Origin of the sequence: Paraburkholderia sp. Ac-20336 (assembly GCF_017105025.1) — a bacterium.
Classification (GTDB): domain Bacteria; phylum Pseudomonadota; class Gammaproteobacteria; order Burkholderiales; family Burkholderiaceae; genus Paraburkholderia.
Genome location: NZ_JAAGPS010000116.1, coordinates 1 through 22,656 on the forward strand (window position 1 = coordinate 1; position 22,656 = coordinate 22,656).

At 64.8% G+C, this 22,656-nt stretch carries 18 protein-coding genes and 1 pseudogene; 6 read left to right on the top strand and 13 right to left on the bottom strand.

All coding sequences use genetic code 11. The features are described from left to right. The 6 genes and pseudogenes from GXB81_RS24525 to GXB81_RS24550 all read right to left on the bottom strand — a co-directional run. A pseudogene (locus GXB81_RS24525) lies at nucleotides 1–768 on the bottom strand (cellulose synthase); the annotation flags it as partial. 51 nt (nucleotides 769–819) lie between these two features. Then, nucleotides 820–981 (bottom strand): hypothetical protein, encoded by a 162-nt coding sequence (locus GXB81_RS24530; RefSeq protein WP_167050409.1) that lies wholly within the window; start codon nucleotides 979–981, stop codon nucleotides 820–822. 608 nt (nucleotides 982–1,589) lie between these two features. After that, nucleotides 1,590–2,546, bottom strand: a complete 957-nt coding sequence (locus GXB81_RS24535; protein ID WP_205990559.1) for a DmsC/YnfH family molybdoenzyme membrane anchor subunit — start codon at nucleotides 2,544–2,546, stop codon at nucleotides 1,590–1,592. A 31-nt stretch (nucleotides 2,547–2,577) separates the two neighbouring features. Further along, nucleotides 2,578–3,360 (bottom strand): 4Fe-4S dicluster domain-containing protein, encoded by a 783-nt coding sequence (locus GXB81_RS24540; RefSeq protein WP_205990560.1) that lies wholly within the window; start codon nucleotides 3,358–3,360, stop codon nucleotides 2,578–2,580. A gap of 48 nt (nucleotides 3,361–3,408) precedes the next feature. Then, entirely contained in the window at nucleotides 3,409–6,339 is a 2,931-nt protein-coding gene (locus GXB81_RS24545) for a molybdopterin-dependent oxidoreductase (protein WP_205990561.1), read from the bottom strand. Nucleotides 6,340–6,542: 203 nt separating this feature from the next. Next, entirely contained in the window at nucleotides 6,543–7,475 is a 933-nt protein-coding gene (locus GXB81_RS24550; protein ID WP_167283947.1) for a 2-hydroxyacid dehydrogenase, read from the bottom strand. Between the two features lie 235 nt (nucleotides 7,476–7,710). On the opposite strand from GXB81_RS24550, the gene GXB81_RS24555 reads away from it, so the two are divergent. Continuing rightward, a complete protein-coding gene (locus tag GXB81_RS24555) occupies nucleotides 7,711–9,186 on the top strand; it encodes a sensor domain-containing diguanylate cyclase (protein ID WP_167050419.1) in 1,476 nt (491 codons plus the stop codon). Nucleotides 9,187–9,255: 69 nt separating this feature from the next. On the opposite strand, the gene GXB81_RS24560 is transcribed toward GXB81_RS24555, so the two are convergent. Both GXB81_RS24560 and GXB81_RS24565 read right to left on the bottom strand, forming a co-directional pair. Further along, on the bottom strand, nucleotides 9,256–10,656 hold the full coding sequence (locus GXB81_RS24560) for a heavy metal sensor histidine kinase (protein WP_205990562.1): 1,401 nt from the start codon (nucleotides 10,654–10,656) through the stop codon (nucleotides 9,256–9,258). Next, the gene (locus tag GXB81_RS24565) at nucleotides 10,653–11,324 is read right to left on the bottom strand and encodes a heavy metal response regulator transcription factor (protein WP_167050423.1); all 672 of its coding nucleotides are present in this window, start codon (nucleotides 11,322–11,324) and stop codon (nucleotides 10,653–10,655) included. Before GXB81_RS24565 ends, GXB81_RS24560 begins: the two co-directional genes overlap by 4 nt. Nucleotides 11,325–11,566: 242 nt before the next feature. On the opposite strand from GXB81_RS24565, the gene GXB81_RS24570 reads away from it, so the two are divergent. From GXB81_RS24570 to GXB81_RS24580, 3 genes are all read left to right on the top strand, one after another. Further along, a complete protein-coding gene (locus GXB81_RS24570; protein ID WP_167283944.1) occupies nucleotides 11,567–12,196 on the top strand; it encodes a hypothetical protein in 630 nt (209 codons plus the stop codon). Nucleotides 12,197–12,284: 88 nt separating this feature from the next. Continuing rightward, the gene (locus tag GXB81_RS24575) at nucleotides 12,285–12,947 is read left to right on the top strand and encodes a cytochrome b/b6 domain-containing protein (RefSeq protein WP_205990563.1); all 663 of its coding nucleotides are present in this window, start codon (nucleotides 12,285–12,287) and stop codon (nucleotides 12,945–12,947) included. Then, on the top strand, nucleotides 12,944–13,774 hold the full coding sequence (locus tag GXB81_RS24580) for a molybdopterin-dependent oxidoreductase (RefSeq protein ID WP_241016500.1): 831 nt from the start codon (nucleotides 12,944–12,946) through the stop codon (nucleotides 13,772–13,774). Before GXB81_RS24575 ends, GXB81_RS24580 begins: the two co-directional genes overlap by 4 nt. Before the next feature lie 13 nt (nucleotides 13,775–13,787). Here the strand turns inward: GXB81_RS24580 and GXB81_RS24585 are convergent, their stop codons facing one another. Then, entirely contained in the window at nucleotides 13,788–14,756 is a 969-nt protein-coding gene (locus tag GXB81_RS24585) for an AraC family transcriptional regulator (RefSeq protein WP_205990564.1), read from the bottom strand. Between the two features lie 348 nt (nucleotides 14,757–15,104). On the opposite strand from GXB81_RS24585, the gene GXB81_RS24590 reads away from it, so the two are divergent. Both GXB81_RS24590 and GXB81_RS24595 read left to right on the top strand, forming a co-directional pair. Continuing rightward, nucleotides 15,105–16,157 carry an NAD(P)-dependent alcohol dehydrogenase gene (locus tag GXB81_RS24590; RefSeq protein ID WP_205990565.1) on the top strand — a complete coding sequence of 351 codons (1,053 nt, stop codon included), beginning with the start codon at nucleotides 15,105–15,107 and terminating at the stop codon, nucleotides 16,155–16,157. 820 nt (nucleotides 16,158–16,977) lie between these two features. Then, entirely contained in the window at nucleotides 16,978–17,934 is a 957-nt protein-coding gene (locus tag GXB81_RS24595; RefSeq protein WP_167049855.1) for a LysR family transcriptional regulator, read from the top strand. A 222-nt stretch (nucleotides 17,935–18,156) separates the two neighbouring features. Here GXB81_RS24595 and zwf read toward each other — a convergent pair whose 3' ends face one another. The 4 genes from zwf to GXB81_RS24615 form a co-directional block, all read right to left on the bottom strand. After that, nucleotides 18,157–19,638, bottom strand: a complete 1,482-nt coding sequence (zwf, locus tag GXB81_RS24600; RefSeq protein ID WP_167283941.1) for a glucose-6-phosphate dehydrogenase — start codon at nucleotides 19,636–19,638, stop codon at nucleotides 18,157–18,159. Between the two features lie 190 nt (nucleotides 19,639–19,828). After that, entirely contained in the window at nucleotides 19,829–20,821 is a 993-nt protein-coding gene (locus tag GXB81_RS24605) for a delta(1)-pyrroline-2-carboxylate reductase family protein (RefSeq protein WP_205990566.1), read from the bottom strand. A gap of 400 nt (nucleotides 20,822–21,221) precedes the next feature. Then, nucleotides 21,222–21,854: a C39 family peptidase gene (locus tag GXB81_RS24610; RefSeq protein ID WP_205990567.1), complete on the bottom strand. Its 633-nt coding sequence runs from the start codon at nucleotides 21,852–21,854 to the stop codon at nucleotides 21,222–21,224. Between the two features lie 76 nt (nucleotides 21,855–21,930). Then, nucleotides 21,931–22,656 (bottom strand): FAD-binding oxidoreductase (locus tag GXB81_RS24615; protein ID WP_205990568.1); only part of this gene is annotated, 726 nt, incomplete at its 5' end.

Below are 22,656 nucleotides of genomic sequence, written 5' to 3' on the forward strand. Positions count from 1 at the left end.
TCCAGCCTTGGGCCATGCGCGGATCACGGGCTCGCGGCCGTCGCGCTGCATCAGCGCGGCGGCGCGCCATGCCGTGTCGTAGCTCGGCGCGGCCACGCGCGGCGCCGAGATCACGATGGACGGCACCGGCGGTAAGGCCGACCAGGCGGTCCGCAAATCCTTGACGTCGTTCGTGTCGTAGCGATACGTGAGACGCGTGGTGGGCGCGACCCGCAGCACGTTGCCGATCGCGGTCTGATCCGCGCAGTCCGCGTCGTTGACCACCGACGCCCACGCAAGCCCGGCGCGCACATAGCCGCCCGGCCTCGGTTCGCCGCTCACGCCGACGCTCGCCGCCGCGTCGCCGCGCGGCTCCGTGAGCGCGCGAGCCAGCACGGGCGAGCCGTCGAGCGAGACGCGCATCGTCGTGCGGCCGCCGTCGGCGTGCAGATAGTCGGCATCGACCTGCAATTCGGTGCCGTCGAGCGGCACACCGGCCGGCACCGGAAAGTAGTACTCGCGGCTCGCCCGCGGCGCATCGAGCACGGCGACGTCACGCACGCCGAGATCGCGCAGTGCGACGGTTCGCGTCGTCACGCTGTTGCCTGCACTGGTCAGCGCCTCGGCAAAACCATCGGCGGATGCGGCGGCGGCTGGAACCGGCGCGAAGCCGCCGGTGGCCGCGAGCGCGCAGCCCAGCAACAAACCGGCGATATGCAGGCAGCGGGAAGCCCCGCTACGGCGAATGCGTGCGAAGCGCTCGGCACGCGAAGCAGAGGTTGAATTCACGATCGTCTGTCAGGAAAGAAGCGGCGGGAGCGGACGTGCTGGATGCGGGCGCTACGCCTCGCCGGCAAATTCGAAGGAAGAGGCGTGCCGGCGCGCGGGCGGATCGGCTGCATCGGTGAGCGTTGCGGGGAAGTCCGCGAAGGGTTTGCCCGTTACGCGGACAACCGCGTCGACGTCCGCCTCGCGCTCGGGCCGCATGACGGGCGGCGCCATTCCGATGGCTTCCGGCCGTGTGGCTAATATCGACAGAATTCTGGACCCCATAGCGTTGTTGTTACCGTCGTTTTTGTTTTGGTGTCACTAAAAATTAATCGAGCCGGATGCTATCTCGACTCCCCCGAAGGGAAAGAATTCTAAGCGGCCTTATCCTAAAAAAGCCAGTGTTTATCGAGCCAAACTGCAAATTATTGATAAATTAATATAAGGAAAATTTAAATTCGCAAAACGCAAACGTTTGGCGATTTTCTGTCCATAGGTGAAACCTGGAAATTCGGGAAAATAGTGGCTTATGTTCCGGCAACTGATAGGGGGAAAAGCGTGCTACCGCGGCCGAGACGTACCGCGGATGATTAATTTAACGAGGTGGCATTTCAGATGACGGGAGTGGCAGTTCATCAGACTCGAACACGGAAAAATCGAACTGCCCCTTGCGAATAAGAGGCATCGGCTCAACGCGTGAAATCACGGTCGTAGTATTGCCGAGCCTCTCAAAACACCCCGGTGAATCAAACCAGATTTGACAGTAGCTGGTTTTTCGTTACACGAACGGCACGGAACCCACTATGAATATGAACGGTATCCGGCCATGAAAGACATCGGCCTCACCCCACCCGCGCGTAATAAAGATTCTGCGGATGCTTCGCCTCCGCGAAGAAAAACCAGCGCTCGGCAACGAGCCCCGCATACTGCACGAGCGAGGCCGCGGCCAGCAGCCCGAACGACACGTCAATCGAATGCAGGCTCGCGCCGAGCACGATCAACAGCACCGGCGCAACGAACGCAGCCGCGAGAAAAGCCCATTTAACGCCACGCAACGTCCCCGCCGACTTGCCGTGGAAAAACTCGCGCAGATTGAACGCGCCCGCCGTGAAGCCGCGCGTCACCTGCACGAGCTTCGGGTTGCGAATGCCGGTGGCGCTCTGCACGGTCGACTTCGGCCGCAAGCGCGCATTGCGCACGAGCGAGGCCGAACGGCTCGCGCATCCCGCCAGCGTCAGCAGACACGCGCAGATCGCGAGCCCGATCGTCAACGCAGGCGCGAGCCATGCGCTGAGCGCCGTCGCGAGCGTGAAACCCGATGCGCAGCCGAGCAACACGAAGTTGACGAGCGTAAGCGGCGTCGCCCATTCCTGCAGAAAGCGCAGGCAGGCATAGATCATCGCGGTGCAGACGAATAGCGCCACGCTCGCGAGCACGCCGAGCCAGCCGAGCGCAAGCGACCACGGCCAACCAAATGCGTGCGCGACGCCATACAGGCACGCGCAAGCGAGAAACGCGGGCAGGCACAGGCATTCGCGCGACAGCCACGAGGTGCGCCACATCGCAATCGCACGCCATGCGCGTTCGGGATGGCCGAGATGGAAGAACGACGCGATCAGTCCGAGGCCGCCCAGCACCACGGCCAATGCCGCGCCGGCGACGTAAAACGCGGTCGCGGCGGCCGGTTGCGCAACGAGACCCCACCACGCCGCACTCTCCACGCCGACGAGCGCAATCAGCAAGCCCTGCGCCGCGCCGCTCAAAGTCGTCAGGAATACGACGGAAAATGCCGGATTCATCGTGAGGTCTCGCTGTTGTTCATGCTGTTGTTCAGATGCGCTTCGCCATCGACGCGAGATGCAGTTCGCCGCGTCCGAGCTGCGCTTCGAGTTCCGATGCGAGTTCCGCTTCGGGCGAGGCCGGCATGGGCGTCGAACCGTCGGCCGCCGAGCCGGACGATTTGCACGCGCATGCGTCGCCACCGCAACCGGCGGACGTGGTCGGCACGCGCGGCAAATAATGATTCGCGGGACGCGTGCCCCACTCCGGCATCAACTGATAGCCGCCGCGCTCCCTGATCGCTTGCGACACGACGGACTGCGGATCGTGAATGTCGCCGAAGAGCCGCGCCGAAGTCGGGCACGCGAGCACGCAAGCGGGCTGGCGATCGCGCTCGGAGAGCTTGTCATCGTGAATGCGATCGACGCACAGCGTGCACTTGGTCATCTCCTTGCGCCCTTCGTCGAGCTCGCGCGCGCCGTACGGACACGCCCACGCGCAATACTTGCAGCCGATGCAGCGATCGAAATCGACCAGCACGAGACCATCTTCCTTGCGCTTGTAGCTCGCGCCGGTCGGACACACGGGCACGCACGGCGGGTCCTCGCAATGCAGGCAGGACTTCGGAAAATGGATCATCTCCGTGTCGGGGAAACTACCTGCCTCGAAACTCTGCACGCGGTTGAAGAACGTGCCGGACGGGTCCGCGTCGTAGGGGTTGAAGTCCGCGAGACTGCCCGACTCGCCCGACGTGTTCCACTCCTTGCAGCTCGTCACGCATGCCTGGCAACCCACGCACACGTTCAGGTCGATCACCAGCGCCATCTGGGTCATCGCATGCTCCTTGCCGTTGCTTCCGCCATCGTCAGCGTCATCTCATCGTTACTTGCGGCGGGCCGCGCCGCGCAGACGCGCCGCGAATTCGCCACGGCCCGCGAAATAGGTCTGCACGATGCGCGACACGACACCACCGCCGCCCACCGAGCCCGGCAATTCAGGCATCGCGGCGAATTGCGGCAACGTATGCCGCGCGTCGGCTTCGGCGGGATAGATCCGCACACGCACGTCGTACCAGGCGGCCTGCCCCGTCACCGGATCGGAGTTCGACAGACGCGCGGCCTGCCCATCGCCGCCGGGCAGTTCGTCGGTAATCAGGTGATTGAGCAGGAAGCCGCGCTGCGATTCGTTCGCGCCGGGGCCGAGATTCCATGCGCCGGCCGCCTTGCCGATCGCGTTCCATGTCCACACGGTTCCCGGCTCGACGGTTTCGCTGAAGCGCGCCATGCAGCGCACGCGGCCCCATTGCGATTCGACGTAGATCCAGCCGCCATCGGCAATGCCTTGTGCCGACGCCGTTTGCGGATTCACATAAAGATAGTTCTCCCCATGAATCTGCCGCAGCCACGCGTTCTGCGAATCCCACGAGTGATACATCGCCATCGGCCGCTGCGTAAGCGCCGTCAGCGGAAACCGCGCGAGATCGGTCGCGGCGCTTTCGAGCGGCGCATACCAGAACGGCAGCGGATCGAAATAGGTTTCGAGGCGCGCACGCAGATGCTCGGGCGGTTGTCGGCCGCTCGTGCGCCCTTGCGCCGCGAGCCTGAATTTCTGCATCACGTCCGAGTAAAGCTGGATCAGGATCGGCTCGCCGAATTTGCGGAAGCCGTTTTTGACCGCCCAGTCGAGATACGGTCCGTTGCAGTTGCGCATGTACTGCAAGGTCTCGGGCAAGCGGTAATGGAACACGCAGTTGTTCTTCGCGTACTGCTCCCATTGGCGCGGATTCGGCTCGCCCACGAGCGCCTTGTCGCCGTCCTTGCCGCGCCAGCCGATCAGAAAGCCGACGCCGGAATCGGGCGACGTGGTGTGATGGACGATGAAGTCGGGATAGTCGCGAAAGCGCCGCGCGCCGTCCGCCGTGGTGAAAGCCGGAAACTTCAGGCGCGCCGCAAGTTCGATCAGCACTTCCTGAAACGGCTTGCACTCGCCGGTCGGCGGCACGACCGGCACACGCACCGAATCGACGGGACCGTCGAACTCGGAGATCGGCCGGTCGAGCATCGACATCGCGTCATGGCGTTCGAGATAGGTCGTGTCGGGCAGGATCAGATCGGCGAACGCGGTCATCTCCGACTGGAACGCATCGCACACGACGAGAAACGGAATCTTGTACTCGCCGTTCGCGTGCCTGTCGACCAGCATCTCGCGCACCTTCATCGTATTCATCGACGAATTCCACGCCATATTGGCCATGAAGATCATCAGCGTATCGATCGGGTACGGATCGCCGCGCCATGCGTTGGTGATGACGCTATGCATGACGCCATGCACCGCGAGCGGATACTCCCACGAGAACGCCTTGTCGATGCGCACGGGGCCGCCGTGTTCGTCGACGAACAGATCCTCGGGCGCGGCGGGCCAACCGAGCGGGCCGGTCGCGAGCGGCGTATTCGGCTTGACCGCGTCGGGACTGTTCGGCGGTTTCGCCGACGGCGGCACCGCGCGCGGAAACGGCGACTTGTGACGAAAGCCGCCGGGCCGGTCGATCGTGCCGAGCAGCGACATCAGCACCGCCAGCGCGCGAATCGACTGGAAGCCGTTCGAATGCGCGGCCAGCCCGCGCATCGCATGAAAGGCAACCGGATTGCCACTGACCGTTTCGTGCGTTTCGCCCCAGGCATCGGTCCAGCGGATCGGCAGCGTGATGCGATGCCGGCGGCTCGTTTCGATCATTTCGCCGGCGAGACGGCGGATCGTTGCCGCCGCGATGCCGGTGATTTCTGCGGCCCACTCCGGCGTGCAAGCGGCGACGCGCTCGCGCAGCAACGCGAACGACGGCGTGACCGGTTTGCCGTCCTCGAGCGTATAGCGGCCGTCGAGCGCGGGCGTGACGCCCGGCGTGTGATGCGGCACCGCGCGCTGTGCGGCCGGGTCCCACCAGAGATGGTTCTGCGGAAACAGCGGATTGCCCACGGGCCGCTGCGGATCGCGCACGAAGAGGCCGAAGTTCTCGCTACCCTCGTCGAGATCGATCAGCTCGGCCGCATTCGTGTAGCGGCGCACGAACTCGTGATCCCACGCGTCGGCGGCGATCAGTTCGTGCAGGAACGCCATGAAGAGCGCGCCGTCGGTGCCGGGCTTGATCGGCACCCACTCGTCGGCAATCGCCGCATAGCCGGTGCGGACCGGATTGATCGCGATGAAGCGGCCGCCCGCGCGCTTGAACTTCGAGAGCGCGATCTTGAGTGGATTCGAATGATGATCCTCGGCCGTGCCGATCATGAAGAACAGCTTCGCGCTGTCGAGATCGGGCCCGCCGAACTCCCAGAACGAGCCGCCTATCGTATAGATCATGCCGGCCGCCATGTTCGCCGAGCAGAAGCCGCCATGCGCCGCATAGTTAGGCGTACCGAACTGCTTGGCGAAGAGACCGGTCAGCGCCTGCATCTGATCGCGGCCTGTGAACAATGCGAACTTCTTCGGATCGGTCGCGCGAATCGCGGCGAGGCGCTTTTCGAGCAGGTCGAACGCGACCTCCCACGAGACCGGCTCGAACTGCGCGCTGCCGCGCTCGGCGCCGGTCTTGCGCAGCAACGGCTGCGTAAGGCGCGCGGGCGAGTACTGCTTCATGATGCCCGAGGCGCCCTTCGCACAGATCACGCCCTGGTTGAGCGGATGCTCGGGATTGCCGTCGATGTAGCGCACCTCGCCATCGCGCAGATGCACGCGAATGCCGCAGCGGCACGCACACATGTAGCAGGTGGTGGTCTTGATGTCGAGCCGTTCGTTCTGCGTGCGGGCGCGATGCTCCATGGGCGATCTCCGGCGCGGTTGCGGATGAGCCGAAGCAGCGGGTCATCCGTGCTGCTCATACTACTCGGGCGGCTCATACGATAGCGACCATCGTATGCGCGTCGCCGTCACAAGGGAAATCGCGATTCGCGACGGAAACTATCCGGCTCGCCGATAGTTTCCGTTTGGCTTTCAGCGTTGCCGCCCCGCCGCGCCGTTCGGATTCAGATCGGCGTCAGCACTGGCTCGCCCGCGAAATGCCGCCGCGCGTTGGCGAGAAAGTTGTCGACCGACGCGGTGATCGCTTCCGGCGAGCGGCCGCCGACATGCGGCGTCAGCACCACGTTGCGCAGCCCGAGCAGCGCCTGCGGCGGTTCGGGCTCGCCCTCGTAGACGTCGAGCGCCGCGCCCGCCAGGGTTCCCGCTGCCAGCGCCCGGGCCAGGGCCGCCGTATCGACGACACTGCCGCGCGACACGTTGACCACGAAGCCGCGCGAACCGAGCGCCGCCAGCACGGTCTCGCCGATCAGATGCCGCGTGCCCGCGCCGCCCGGCGTCGCCACGACGAGAAAGTCGCTCCATTGCGCGAGTGCCGCGACGTTGTCGAAATAGCGCAGCGGCGAATCTTCGCGCGGCTTGCGGTTGTGGTAGCCGACCTCCATGTCGAACCCGGCGGCGCGGCGCGCGATCTTCGCGCCGATATGGCCGAGCCCGACGATCCCCAAACGTTTGTTCGACACATTCGGATGCAAGGGCAGATGATCGCGCCATACCCCTTCGCGCGTCGCCCGGTCGAGCTGCGGAATGTCGCGCACGACGGCCAGCAGCAACGCGAACGCGTGATCGGCGACGCAGTGATCGTTGGTGCCCGCGCCGTTGACGAGCACGACGCCGCGCGAGCGCGCGTGATCGACGGCGAGGTTTTCGTAGCCGGCGCCAAGCGCGCTCAGCAGTTCGAGTCGCGGCATGCGGTCGATTTCCGCGGCAGCAAGACCCGTCGTGCCGTTCGTCAGCACCGCGCGGATCGCCGCGCCGTGCGTGGCGAGCGCGGCTTCGCGCTGCGCCGGTTCGGGGGCGTAGACGACGTCGAACGCGGCCTCGACACTCGCGCGGCTCGCGTCGCTCAGAGGGATCAGAACCAGCAGGGATGGCTTCATGACGATAGTGTCCCGACGGGGTGAATGGACAAAGTTCGGACGGGGTTTGGACAGGGTTCAAGCCGAACCCATGATGCCCGAGTGTAGCAAGGTCGCGCGTGCGTGGCCGTCCCTTCGCCGCTTTGGCCGCTTTCGCCCCCCGGCGCCTGCGAAAAAAACGACGTCTCGCCAGTCTTTCGTTTCGGCGCGCGCGAAGCCGTCATAAAATAGCCGCACTTTCGATCCCGAGAACCTCATGCTGGATACCCTCACGAGCGGCTCTGCGCCTGTCAACGACGATTCCGGGATGTTCGAGCTCGCCCCCGTCTCGCTCTGGCTCGAAGACTTCAGCGGCGTGCAGACGCTGTTCGATGCATGGCGCGCCGCGGGCGTGACCGATCTGCGCGCCCATTTCGCGGAAGACCCGCACCGGGTTGCCGAATGCGCGCACCGCATCCGCGTCATCAAGGTCAATCGGCAGACACTCGCGCAGTTCGAGGCCGCCGACTTCGACACGCTCACGCATAACCTCGCGTCGGTGTTCCGCGACGACATGCTGAAGACGCACCTCGAAGAGCTGTGCCAGTTATGGGCCGGGCAATTGCACTTCACGAGCCACACGGTCAACTACACGCTCGGCGGACGGCGGCTCGACGTGCTGCTCAAGGGCGCCGTGCTGCCCGGTCACGAGGAACGCTGGGACCGCGTGCTCGTGTCGACCGAAGACATCACCGAACTCGAAGGCGCGCGGCGCCGCGTCTCGCTGGCCGAGCAGTACGCGCGCGGTCTCTTCGAGCATTCGCCGGTGTCGCTGTGGGTCGAGGATTTCAGCGCGGTCAAGCGCCTGATCGACGGCGCGCGCGCGGCGGGCATCAGCGATTTCCGCGTGTTTACCGACGTGCATCCCGAGTTCGTCGAACGCTGCATGGCGGAGATTCACGTGCTCGACGTGAACCAGCACACGCTCGGCATGTTCGCCGCGAAGGACAAGAAGACGCTGCTCGCGCGTCTCGCCGACGTGTTCCGCGACGACATGCGCCCGCATTTCCGCGAGCAGCTGATCGACCTGTGGGACAACAAGCTGTTCCAGCAGCGCGAAGTGCTCAACTACTCGCTCGACGGCAACGAGGTGCACGTGCATCTGCAATTCTCGGTGCTGCCCGGCCACGAGGATAGCTGGGACCTCGTGCTCGTCGCGCTCACGGACATCACCGCGCGCAAGAAGGCCGAGGCCTACCTCGAATTCCTCGGCAAGCACGACGTGCTGACGAAGCTGCGCAACCGCTCGTTCTACGTCGACGAACTGAACCGGCTCGAACGCAAGGGGCCGTGGCCCGTGACAATCATCATGGCCGACCTGAACGGCCTGAAGCGCGTGAACGATCAGCTCGGCCATGCGGCCGGCGACGCGCTGCTGCGGCGCGCCGGCGAAGTGCTCGCGAAGGCGATGGAGCTGCCGTTCCACGCGGCGCGTATCGGCGGCGACGAATTCGCGATCCTGATGCCCGATACCGACGAGCGCGGCGGCGCCGCGATGATCGATTCGATCCATCAGCTCGTCGAGATGAACAACCAGTTCTATCCGGGCGCACCGCTCAGCTTCTCGATGGGCGCGGCGACCTGCCAGCGCGGCGACCGGCTCGAAGCGGGCGTACAGCGCGCCGATCTGCTGATGTACGAGAAAAAGCGCGCGCACTATGAGAACCAGCCGGCAACGGATGCTGGCGAGTAAGGGACGCTACCGGACGCTGCCGGCCGGTCGATCCGATCGCGTGCCGGCACGGCTTCGCAACTCGCCCGCTCAGGCGCCCGGAAACCTCAGCTCGAAGCGCACCACGCCCGGCATCGGGCACACCGCGCGCGCGGTGCCGCCATGCAGATGCATGATCGCCTTGACGATCGCGAGCCCGAGTCCGTTCGATTCGGTGAAGGCGCTGCGCGCCGCGTCGCCGCGATAGAAGCGGTCGAACAGACGGTCCAGTTGCGCGTCCGGAATCGGCGCGCCCTCGTTTTCGACCGTCACGGTCGCGCCCTGCTCGTCCTGCGCGCCGCTCAGGCGCACGACCGTATCGCCCGCGCCGTAACGCACCGCGTTGACGACCAGATTGTTGATCGCACGGCGGCATAGCATCGGGTTCGCCGACACCACGCCGGCCGCATCGACTTCGAAGCGCATGCCGCGTTCGTCGGCGAGTCCTTCGAAATAATCTGCGATCCTGAGCAGTTCGCCTTGCAGGTCGACCGGCTGCCGCTCGATCGGCAAGCCCGCATGATCCGCGTGCGCGAGAAAGAGAATGTTCTCGGCGATATGACTGAGGCGATTCAGCTCTTCCAGATTCGATTCGAGCAGTTGCTGATATTCGTCGGCCTCGCGTGGTTGCGCGAGCGCGACCTGGGTCTGACCGATCAGCACGCCGACCGGCGTGCGGATCTCGTGCGCGAGGTCGGCGGAAAACTGCTGCAAACGTTGATAGCCGTCCGCGAGACGATCGAGCATGGCGTTGAACGCGCGCGTGAGCTGACGCAGTTCGAGCGGCGCGGCCTCGCTGTCGAGACGCACCGCGAGATTCGCCGGGCTGATCTGCGCGGCGCGTGTCGCGATCTCGCGCACCGGCCGCAGCGCGCGGCGCAACACGCAGTAGGCAAGCAACGTCGCGGCCAGCATGCCGATCAGCGTCGCGAGCACGATGCGGTTGCGGTACGCGGCCAGCATGCGCATTTCGTGGGTCATCGGGTGCCCCGCGATCACTTCGACTTCGGTGCCGTCCTCGCGCGCTTTCGCCGTGGCGACCGCCCAATGCACGGGCACACCGTCGGGCAGCAGCGTCTGGTGGATATCGGCGACGCCGGGCAGATTGCCCGCCGGACGCGCCGGCAAATCAGGCACCGCGAGATTGCCCGGATTCACGTCGACGAACGGCGCTTCGCCCGGGCGGCGAAACAGCAGCACGTCCTCCTCCGCGCCGAGCATCGTCTCGAACAGCAGCGGCCGCTTCTTCAATTCGCTGACCGAATAAAGATCGTGCACGATGCGGCTGAAATGCTCGACGCGGCCGGTCAGCACGACGTCGGCGCGGCGCTGCAGCGATACTTCGGCTGACTGATAGAAATACGCGCCGAGCGAGCCGATCACGACGCACGCGATCAGCGCGAACAGTATCGTCGTGCGTGCGATCAGCGAGCGTTCGGTCCACAGTTTCATGCGCCGTCGCCGAACGTGTAGCCGATGCTGCGCACCGTGTGAATCAGCTTCTTCTCGAACGGATGATCGATCTTCGCGCGCAACCGCTTGATCGCCACGTCGACCACGTTGGTGTCGCTGTCGAAGTTCATGTCCCACACTTCCGAGGCGATCTGCGAGCGCGACAGTGCCTCGCCCTCGCGCCGCACGAGCAGATGCAGCAGCATGAATTCCTTGTTCGTGAGCGGAATCTCGACGCCCTCGCGCGTGACCCGGCGGCGCAGCACGTCGAGCTTCAGGTCGGCCACCTCGAACACGTCGCTCTCGCGAATCACGCCGCGGCGCAGCAGCGTGCGAATGCGCAGCACCAGTTCGGTAAACGAAAACGGCTTGACGAGATAGTCGTCGGCGCCGAGTTCGAGGCCGCGAATCCGGTCGCTAACCTGATCGCGCGCGGTCAGGAAAATCACCGGCAGATCGCGCCGCGCGCGCAACGCGCGCATGATTTCCCATCCGTCGATGCCGGGCAGCATCACATCGAGCACCACGAGTTCGTATGCGTGTTCCAGCGCCATGTGCAGGCCGTCCGTGCCGGTACGCGCGAGGTCGACCGCATAGCCGCTCTCGCGCAAGCCCTTCTTCAGATAATCGCCGGTCTTCGGATCGTCTTCGATGACGAGAATGCTCATGATGCGCGCGGCTCCTGCCCACGGTTCGACATAATGGCCCGCGGCATATCCGATCGGCACGCTCCACACGCTTCGATATGCCCGAATATGCCCGATACGCCGCAATGGCCCTGGCGGCCATTCTACGTGGCCGTCACCCTGCGTTCATGACGTTTTTGTCATCCGCCTGTCACCGCGACGAGCCGGGGCGCGAGCTAGGCTGTGCGCACCATTCCCTGTTTCACCCTTCCTGGAGCAGCCTCATGAAGATCGTTTCCGCGCGAATGCTGCGCGCCCTCACCGCCCCCGCGCTCGCCGCCGCCCTGTTCGCCACGATGCCCGCGGCCCAGGCCCAGACCGCCGCGCCGACCGGCCTGCGCGGCACGATAACGTCGCTGTCGGGCGACGTGCTCAAAGTGCACACGCGCGACGGCAAGGACGTCGACGTGAAGCTGCCCGCCGACACGCCGATTCGCGGCGTCCTGCTCGCCAACGTCAACGACATCAAGCCGGACAGCTATGTCGGCACCGCCGCGATTCCGCAAGCCGACGGCACGCTGAAGGCACTCGAAGTGCACGTGTTCCCGGCCAGCATGCGCGGCTCGGGCGAAGGCCATCGCCCGTGGGATCTCGGCGCGAACAGCACGATGACGAACGGCACGGTCGGCTCGCTCGTGGTCAGCAACGGCCGCACGATCACGGTCAAGTACAAGGACGGCGAAAAGAAGATCGTGATTCCGCAGGACGTGCCCATCGTCAGCCTCGAACCGGGCACCCGCGCGCTGCTCACGTCGGGCACGAAGGTCGTGCTGTTCGCGCATAAGGAAGCGGACGGCTCGATGACCGCGAACTTCATCTCGGCCGGCGAGCATGGCGTAACGCCGCCGATGTAAGGCGCCACCCTTCCCTGTATTTCATTCGAATGGCCGCGCCCGCACCGGGCGCGGCTTGCCGCTTCTCTTCGCTGAGCGCTTTCCGCCGATGTCCGAACCGCAGGCAAAACCGCAAGCCATCCTGATCGTTCACCCGCTCGTCGTACGCGTGACGCACTGGATCAACGCGTTCGCGATGGTCTGCATGCTGATGAGCGGCTGGGCGATCTACAACGCCTCGCCGATCTTTCCGTTCACGTTCCCGGTGTGGGCAACGGTCGGCGGCTGGCTCGGCGGCTCGATCGCCTGGCATTTCGCGGCGATGTGGCTGCTGTGCGCGAACGGCCTGCTGTATCTCGCGTACGGCCTCGCAAGCGGGCATTTGCGGCGCAAGCTGCTGCCGGTTCATCCGCGCGAGGTGGCGCGCGATGCGGCGCTCGCCTTGCGCTTCAGACTGCCGCACGATACCGGCCGATACAACGCGGTGCAGCGCGCGCTCTATCTGCTCGTGCTCATGCTCGGCGTGTTGCTCGTCGCTTCGGGACTGTCGATCTGGAAGCCCGTGCAATTCTCGTGGCTAACCGCGCTGTTCGGCGGCTTCGACTTCGCCCGGCGCGTGCACTTCGTCGCGATGGCCGGCGTGGCCGGCTTCGTCGTCGTGCATCTGGCGCTCGTGCTGCTGGTGCCGCGCACGTTGCCGCCAATGTTCACGGGCCGCGGGCGCCGCGTCTCGCATGCCCCGTGCGAAGCGCAGGAAAGGACTCGCGCATGAACACGCCCAAACGAAACGACGGAACCGATAGCGCCGGGAGTGCCGAAAGTGCCGAAAGTGCCGCTGCCGCGCAGGATAGGCGCCGCTCGCGCATCCTTCTCGCCGACCACCAGCCGCAGATCGAGCAGTTGCAGCGACGTCTGTTCCTGCGCTCGTCGCTGTCGATCGGCGCGCTCGCGATGCTGTCGGGCTGCAACATGCAGGAAGGCGATTCCGTCGACAAGGTGCTGTGGGCCATGTCGCGCTGGAACGATCGCGTGCAGGCGTGGCTGTTCAACCGCAACAAACTCGCGCCGACCTATTCGGAACGCGAGATCACCGACCCGTTTCCGTTCAACGCGTTCTATCCCGAGTTCGACGCGCCCGATATCGACGGCTCGACCTACCGGCTCGAAGTGTCGGGGCTCATCGCCGACAAGCGCAGCTGGACGCTCGAACAGCTGCGCGCGCTGCCGCAGGTTTCGCAGATCACACGTCACGTCTGCATCGAAGGATGGAGCGCGATCGGACAATGGCGCGGCGTGCCGTTCCGCACGTTCCTCGAACGGATCGGCGCCGATCTGAGCGCGCGCTACGTGGGCTTCAAATGCGCGGACCGCTATTACTCGAGCCTCGACATGGCGACCGCGCTGCATCCGCAAACGCAATTGACGCTCGATTTCCGCAACGAGCCGCTGCCGGCCAAATACGGTTATCCGCTAAAGCTGCGTGTGCCGACCAAGCTCGGCTTCAAGAACCCGAAGCATATCGCGGCCATTTTCGTGACCAACACGAACCCTGGCGGCTACTGGGAAGACCAGGGCTACAACTGGTTCAGCGGCCTGTAGCCGCCTGTCGCCATCAGACCGCGGTGACATAGCGCGGCGCCGGCTTGGGCGGCTGCCGCGGCGGCGAGTCGTACACGGCACGCATGCGTTTGACTTCGTCGCCGGGGCTGAGGCCGAACAGGCGCTTGAACTCGCGGCTGAATTGCGACGCGCTTTCATAGCCAACCCGCGCCGCGGCCGCGCCCACATTCAAACCGTCCTGCACCATCAGAAGACGCGCGTGATGCAGGCGCGTGGTCTTCACGTACTGCATCGGCGAGGTAGCCGTCACCGCCTTGAATTGCGCATGAAACACCGCGAGGCTCATGCCCGCTTCGGCCGCGAGCGTATCGACGTCGAGCGAACCGTGATAGTCCGCATGAATGCGCCGCAACGCCTTCGCAATGCGGCCGAAGTGATTCTGATGCGTGAGCGCCGCGCGAATCGCATCGCCTTGCTCGCCGGTCAACACGCGATAACAGATTTCGCGCACGATGGCGGGTGCGAGAATGCGCGCGTCGAGCGGCGCGGCCAACGTTTCCATCAAGCGCTGCACCGCGTTGCTGAGTGCCGGATCGAGCGGTGTGGAATAGATGCCGACCGGCTCGTTCTGCGCGACGCCCTGCGTTTCGTTGAGGGCCATCAGCAACTCGGCGACCATCGTCAGATCGACGCGTACCGAGATGCCGAGAAACGGCTCCTCTACACTCGCCTCGGTCTCGCATTCGAACGGCAGCGGCACCGACAGCACGAGATACTGCTGCGCGTCGTACTGGAACACCTGATCGCCGAGATAACCGCGCTTGCGTCCCTGGCAGACAATCACGATGCTCGGCTCGTACATCACCGGCATGCGCGGCATCGGCTGATTCGCGCGCAGCAGGTTGACGCCTTCGAGACTCGTGCGCGTGAAGCCGACATTGGGTGCGAGAACCTCGAACAGTTCGAGCACGCGCTGCTGCGCGAGGTCTTGCGTGGCTGGGCGGACAACTTGGGTGGACATGACGGTATGGTGACAGGCAAGAGAATAATGCTTGAAATCTAGCATCAAACAGCCTGCCGTGCCGCTACCCAGGAGTTTTAGGCAAACCTTCAAGACGATCAGGTATTCCGCGAGCGGTGTCTGGCTCCTATGATGGGAACCCTGCCGGATCGTCCTTTTCGTTGCGCAAAGCGCGCCCGTCCATTCGTTGCCCTACCTCGCATCGAGTGGAGAATCGGGTCCGCTTCGCGCTTGCCGTCGTTCGCATCACGATCCTGTTTCATGCTGGGGTTCGCCACATCCGCAACGCAGGTTGCGTATCGCTGGCGCGCCGCCTTTTGCGCCATCATCTTTTTGCTGGAGCTACCCATGAGCACGACTTATGCCTATGCAGCAACCGACGCCAGCGCGCCGCTGGTCCCGTTCGACCTCGAACGCCGCGCGCCTCGCGCCCATGACGTGCAGATGGACGTGCTGTTCTGCGGCGTGTGCCATTCCGACCTGCACCAGGCACGCAATGAATGGAAGAACACGATCTACCCGCTGGTGCCGGGCCACGAGATCGTGGGCCGCGTGAGCGCGGTGGGCCCGAACGTGACGAAGCACAAGGTCGGCGATCTCGTCGCGGTGGGCTGCATGGTCGATTCGTGCCGCACCTGCGCGAATTGCGCGGAAGGTCTCGAACAGTATTGCGAGAGCGGTTTTGTCGGCACGTACAACGCCATGGATCGCGTCGACGGCCGGGTGACATACGGCGGCTACTCGACGCAACTCGTCGTCGACGAAGCCTTCACGCTACACGTGCCGGCCAGCCTCGACCCGGCCGGCGTCGCGCCGCTGCTGTGCGCGGGCATCACGACGTATTCGCCGCTACGCACGTGGGGTGCGGGTCCAGGCAAGAAGGTCGGCATTGTCGGCCTCGGCGGTCTCGGCCATATGGGCGTGAAGCTTGCGCATGCGATGGGTGCGCATGTCGTGCTGTTCACGACGTCGCCGTCGAAGATCGAGGATGCGAAACGGCTGGGTGCCGATGAGGTGGTGATTTCGAAGAACCCGGAAGAGATGGAAGCGCATGCGAACAGCTTCGATCTCATCATCAATACGGTGGCGGCGCAGCACGACCTGAATCCGTTTTTGAGTCTGTTGAAGCGTGATGGCACGCTGACGCTCGTTGGCGTACCGGAGCACGATCATCCGTCGCCACAGGTGTTCAATCTGATTCTCAAGCGGCGGCGCCTGGCCGGGTCGTTGATTGGGGGAGTTGCGGAGACGCAGGAGATGCTGCACTTTTGTGGGCGGTATGGCATTACTTCCGATATTGAAGTTATTCCGATGCAGAAGATCAATGAGGCGTATGAGCGGATGCTGAAGAGTGATGTTAAGTATCGGTTTGTGGTGGATATGGATTCTTTGAGGAAGTAGTGGGTGGTTTTGCCCGCGCAGCGGATGGTTTTTTTGCCTGCGACGCGGGGGTATGTTTTGTTGTTTTTATTTTTTTTGCCTGCGGTGGTTTTGTCGTTGTTCTGACTTTGTGGGCCTTTCCTTGTGTTCGTGTCGGTCTGTTGGTGTTGCCCCTGTGTGGGGCGGTGCTTCTTTGTCGTTGTTCTGACTTTGTTGGCCTTTCCTTGATTTCTTGGTGGTCTATTGGCGTTGCCCCTGTGCGGGGCGGCACCTACTTTCTTTGCGGCTGCAAAGAAAGTAGGCAAAGAAAGCAGCTTCACACCGCCAGCTCTTAAGCGGGTCCCCTGGCCTGGAGGGGATCGTGGTGCATCTGGAATCTGTCTCCTCGCGCACTCCGCGTAAGTGACAAGGCAGTCATTCTTCCGGCGGCGCTGCGCGCGCCGAACCCCAGCTCAAAAACCATCGGTTGTTTCGGCGTGTCGCCGAGGCGTAGTCGATGGCCCTCGCTTGCGAACGAACCCGCTGGTTCTCCTGGCAGCCCCGTCCGCGACGCACTCAGTGCGGAGTGGGAACGGATGATGGCTTTGTCACCTGCATTGAATGTGCGAGGGCACCGATTCCAGATGCACCACTGCCCCCTCCAAGCCAGGGGACCCGCTTAAGAACTGGCGGTGTGAAGCTGCTTTCTTTGCCTACTTTCTTTGCAGCCGCAAAGAAAGTAGGTGCCGCCCCGCACAGGGGCAACGCCAATAGACCACCAAGAAATCAAGGAAAGGCCAACAAAGTCAGAACAACGACAAAAAACCGCCGCAGGCAAAACCCTTTACCAGGAGCACACTCCATGATTGACCGAATAACCGCCATGCGCACATTCATCCGAATCGTGGACACCAACAGCTTCACCCGCGCAGCGGAGTCATTAAACATCCCCAGAGCAACAGCAACAACGATCGTCCAGAACCTGGAAGCCCTGCTGGGCACCGCGCTATTGATCCGCACGACACGGCGTCTAAGCGTCACGCCGGAAGGCGCCGCCTACTACGAACGCTGCGCGCAAATCCTCGCCGATATCGACGAGATGGAAGCCAGCATCCGTAATTCGACCGACAATCTGACCGGCCGTCTGCGTATCGAAATGCCGAACTCCGTTGCAACCGCAATCGTGTTGCCCGCTCTCGACGAGTTTCACGCGCTCTACCCGAATCTCGATCTCGCGATCGGCGTGAGCATCCGCACCGTCGATCTGGTATCCGAAGCAATCGATTGCAGCATCCAGCTCGGCGAATTGCCCGATTCGAGCCTCGTCGCGCGGCAACTCGGCACGCTCGAACACGTGACCTGCGCGAGTCCGGCTTATCTCGCCCGCCACGGCACGCCCGTCGATCTCGACGATCTGCATGCGCACGTCGCCGTCAATTGCGTGTCGCCGCATAACGGCCGCGAGTGTGATTTCGATTTCGAAGTGGACGGCGAAGCGCTCACGGTCAAGCTCGATGGCTTCGTCAGAGTCACCGACGAGCAGGCTTACCTGACCTGCGGCCTGCAGGGGCTCGGTCTCATTCAGCCCGCGCGCGTCGCCGCGCAGCCCTACCTCGATGCGGGATTGCTGCGCGAAGTGCTGCCGCAATGGAAACCGGTGCCGATGCCGGTTTCGATCGCGTATGTGAAAAACCGTCGCGTGTCGCCGCGCGTGCGCGCGTTCGTCGATTGGCTCGCCGAGCTGTTCGAGAAGAACGGCCACGTCGAGCAGGATCTGTCGCGCGTACGCCAGTTGCTGCGCGGGCTGCATCCCGCATAAAGCGCGAACCTGCTACGCGGCAATGCGCACGCACGCGGGGATGCGGCTCGTCACGAACTCGCGGTCCGTCAAGTCGAGCGGAATCACTTCTGTCTGATCGGCAAACGCAGCGCCGTTTGCGCCGCTTCAGGATCGAACCACCCGTTGAATCCGGCGGTTGCGGTGATAGGGCCGGGCACGTCGATCGCGCCACCACACCACGGTGGCGCCCATCGGCAACGCTTACTGCGATTCTTCAGCCCACACCGCGTTCTCGCGCGCCATCAACGCAGTCGACGCGGCCGGCCCGAACGTGCCCGCCGTATACGAGCGCGGCCGCTCGCCCGACTTCGCCCAGCCGTCGAGAATCGGCTCGGCCCATGCCCATGCCGCTTCGAGTTCGTCGCGGCGCATGAAGTGCGTGAGACGCCCGCGCACCACGTCGATCAGCAGTCGCTCGTACGCTTCGGCACGACGCTCGGTGAAAGCCTGCTGCAGGTCCAGATTCAGGCTCACCGGCAGCATATGCATGCCGCTGCCCGGTTCCTTCGCGAGCATCTGCAACTGGATCGACTCTTCCGGCTGCAACTGGATCACGAGCCGGTTGCCATAGTTGCGGCCACCGCTCGGAAAAATCGAGAACGGCAGATCGGAAAACTCGATGACGATTTCCGAGAGCTTCTTCTGCATGCGCTTGCCGGTGCGCAGGAAAAACGGCACGTTGGCCCAGCGCCAGTTGTTGATATGCGCGCGCAACGCAACGAAGGTTTCGGCGCGGCTGCCGGCCGGCACGTTGTCTTCTTCGAGGTAGCCCTTGACCGCCTCGCCGTCGACCGCGCCGGCGGTGTACTGGCCGCGCACCGTGTCGCGCGCGATGTCCTCGGGCGTCATCGGGCGCAGCGAGCGCAATACCTTGAGCTTTTCGTCGCGCACCGCATCGGGATCGAGCGACACGGGCGGCTCCATCGCGACGATGCACAGCAGTTGCAGCAGGTGGTTCTGCACCATGTCGCGCAGCGCGCCGGTCTTGTCGTAGAACCCCGCGCGGCTGCCCACGCCGACCGTTTCGGCCACGGTGATCTGCACGCTCTTGATGTACGGCGCCTGCCACAGCGGCCCGAAGATCGGATTGCCGAAGCGCAGCACCATCAGGTTCTGCACGGTTTCCTTGCCGAGGTAGTGGTCGATCCGGTAGATCTGCGCTTCGCTAAAGTGCTTGCCGACCGCGATGTTGATCTCCTGCGCGGAAGCAAGATCGTGGCCGAGCGGCTTTTCGAGCACGACGCGCGAATTGCCGTCGACGAGCGCCGCCGCGGAAAGGTTGTCGCAGATGTGCATGAACAGGTCCGGCGAGGTCGCGAGATAGAACACGCGGCGCACGTCTTCGCGCGAGGCTTCCTTCAGGCGCAGGTAATCGTCGGGCGAATCGACGTCCATGCGCACGTATTCGAAGATCGCGAGAAATTTGTCCCACGCCGCTGCGTCGAACGCCTTCTTCTCGATGAAGGGCTTCGCCTTCTGCTCCATGAATTCGCCGATGTACTGCTCGCGCGACCACGGCTTGCGGCCGATCGTGAGGATGCGGGTATCGGATGGCAGATTGCCGTGCAGATGCGCCATGTAAAGCGCGGGCAGCAGCTTGCGGAACGACAGGTCGCCGGTCCCGCCGAAGATGATCATGTCGAGCGGCAGTTCGGGTGTGGCAGAGGCTTGTTGGGTCGTCATGGCACGGTCGCAGCGTCGTAAGAGAAAAGGCGTCGATCAGAAATCAGCAGCCCGCGGGTCCGGCAGCGGAAATCCGCGGGCGTTTTTTTCCGGCAAACGTCTTATGGTGCAACGTTTTGCAATAGTTTGCACGGCAACATCTGCCCCAGGTTGGGGCAAGATGCCAAGCGGGCGCGAAAGCGCCCTGTTTTCAGGGTGTTTTCGACGACAACGCCGCGCGCGCGACCCGGCACGCGGCGAGGTCCCAGGCCGCGCAGCCCACGCTCTTGAACATCACGGGGCCGCCCGGCCGCGGCCCGGCATCGCCGAGCACCGTGGCAAGGCCGGCGACGCGCGCCCAGTCCACGCGCGCCTGGATGAAATCGCCGGCTTCGTGCTTCGCGCCGGCGGGATCGTCAACGAACAGGGCGCTGCCCGCGAGCGTGTTCGCGCCGATCTCGACCATCTCCGGCGTAAACGCGCCCACGCCGATCACGAGCCGTCCGGCACGCGCCGCTTCGTCATAGACCGGCTGGCGGCTCGTGGTCAGCGCGATCACGACGTCGATCGAGGCGGGAATGGAAACCGGGGTGGAAGCGGGGATGGAAGCGGAGGCCGCGGCGGCGCCTCGCGCGGGTTGGGCCGGCTGCGTCAGTACCCGCAGTTCGCGCGCCTTGCCGCGCTGCGCGGCGCAGAACGCCTCGGCACGCTCGGGCGCACTGCCCTGCACCCATACGCGCGCCTCGGGGTAAAGCTCGCCGATCGCTTCGAGATGATGGAGCGCCTGCGTGCCGGTGCCGATCAGCAGGAACTCGCGCGGCGCGGCGGGCATGAACGTCGCGACGCCGAGCATCGACATCGCCGCGGTACGGCGGCCCGTCACGGTCGGGCCGTCGAGCACGAACAGCGTCTCGCCGGTATCGGCGTCGAAGGCCATGACCTGGCCATGGATCGTCGGCAGATCGCGCGCGCGGTTGCTCGCGCACACGTTGACGAGCTTGTGGATCGCGAGATCGGGCGCGGTCGCGGGCATCGACAGCATGATGCCGCCCGCGTTGAGCGGCACCACGAGCCGTTCAGGGCTCGCGATGCGCTGCTGCGCATAGTCGAGGCTCGCGCGTTCGAGCGCCTCGACGAGCGCGGCGTATGGCATCAGCCGCGCGGTCGCGGCGGCGTCGAAGATCGGCGTGGGCGGACGGATCATGGGCGGGGCGTTCCAATCCTGGTGAGGGGTGGTGTTCGGTGGGCAGGACCGCGCGGGCCGGATGCGCCGGTGAGGCCTGATGGTGGCTCCGTGGCTTGCGAGCGGGCGGGGCTACCGCACAGGCACAGACATGGGCATGGGCATGGGCATGGGCATGGGCATGGGCATGGGCATGGGCATGGGCATCACCGTAACCGAGCGCGGCGAAAATGACCAGCCGCGCGGATCATGCCCGCGTTCGTGCTTGCGCGCCCAGGTGCCGCCCCGCTTTACCGGTCACCTGGCGCGTCGCCAGCCTCGTATCGCCAGCCCCGCATTGCCAACCGCTTACTACCACGCGCCCTTGTCGCCGCCCTGCCACACTTGCCGTCCTGCCGTTGCCGAACACCGCACGCCGCCGCTACCGTGCGCCGAACGTCAGCGTCATCCCGCGTCCGGCATAGAACCGCGCCATCGTCGCGAACGGCAGATACACGTCGGCCTGATGCGGCGCGACGCCCGATGGATTGTGAAACCACGCGCCCTCGCGATCGCGGCCGTGCAGCAGGATCAGATGACCGCCCTGCCGCTGGTTCGGCCGTTCGGGATAGCGGATTTCGGGGCTCACCGAAACGATCGCGAGCGTGTCGGCCGCGAGGCGCGCGGCGATCTCTTCGAGCGACACCTGCGGCAGCACGTCGACCTCGATGCCGAACGCAGCGCCCGCCCACTCGGCAAACGGCCGGTAGATCAGGCCATCGACGCCGCCGTCGTCGCGCAGCCGGTACACGCCATGCCGCAGCGCTGCGTCGAGCAACGCCGCGCGCGGCGGATGGCCGATGCGCCAGTAGTCGAGTGCCGATTCGAGGCAGGTGAGTCCGCAGAGCCGTTTGGCCCAGTAGCGGTAGCGCTCGGGATCGGCGAAACCACTGCGGCGCCAGTGCGGGTCGTCGCACGGATCGCATTGCCGCTCGACGATGTCGCGCACCCATGCGGGGCTGCCCCATTGCGTGTAGTACGGAACGCCGGTGTGGCGCAGTGCGGGTTCGGTCATCGGTCGTAGCGGTGATTCGCGATTATTCACGGTCATTCACAGTCGTATCGGCGGGTCTCGTGGAAAACAAAAAGCTTTACAGCATGCTGCGCGGCCGCTGCATCGTGCCGTCGAAGAAACGCCCCAGACGGAACGCGGACAGATCGAGCGACGGGCGGCCGCCATCGTTGAGTTCCGCGAGCAGCTTGCCGACGATCGGCCCCATCGCGAAACCGTGGCCGCAAAAGCCGGTGGCGATCGTAAGGCCCGGCACCTGCGACGGCGCGTCGATCACCGGAATGCCGTCGGGCAGCACGTCGATCAGACCGGCCCACGCTTCGACCACCTGCGCGTCCTTGAGTGCCGGAAACAGCGCCCGCAGTTTGGCAAGCGCGCGCGGCGCGTGGCCCGCGTTCGGCTGCGGCTGCGGATCGCGCGGATACAGCACGCGCGCTTCGTCGAGCGCGCCGCCCGGCAGGCGCTCGCGCAAGTCGCGCAGACACGCGCCGTTCAGGTGGAAGCTGAACTTCTCGCGCTGCTTCCACAGCTCGGGCAGGAACCACTTGAGCGCGCGGAAATGGCCGAGCGTCATGTCGACATCGACCTGCATGTCGTCGGCGAGATTGATCGCGCCGTTCGCGCGCTGGCGGATGCCGAGGCCGTGCCCCCAGAACGTCGACGCGGTGATGGCCGGCAGCGGATTGGTGCGCATGCAGGTGCCGCGCACTGCCTGCTGCGGCAATTCGAGGCCGAGCGTGCCGAGCAGTTTCCAGCTGCTCGCGCCGGCCGCGCAGACGAAGCGCGAGGTGCGCAGCATCCCGCG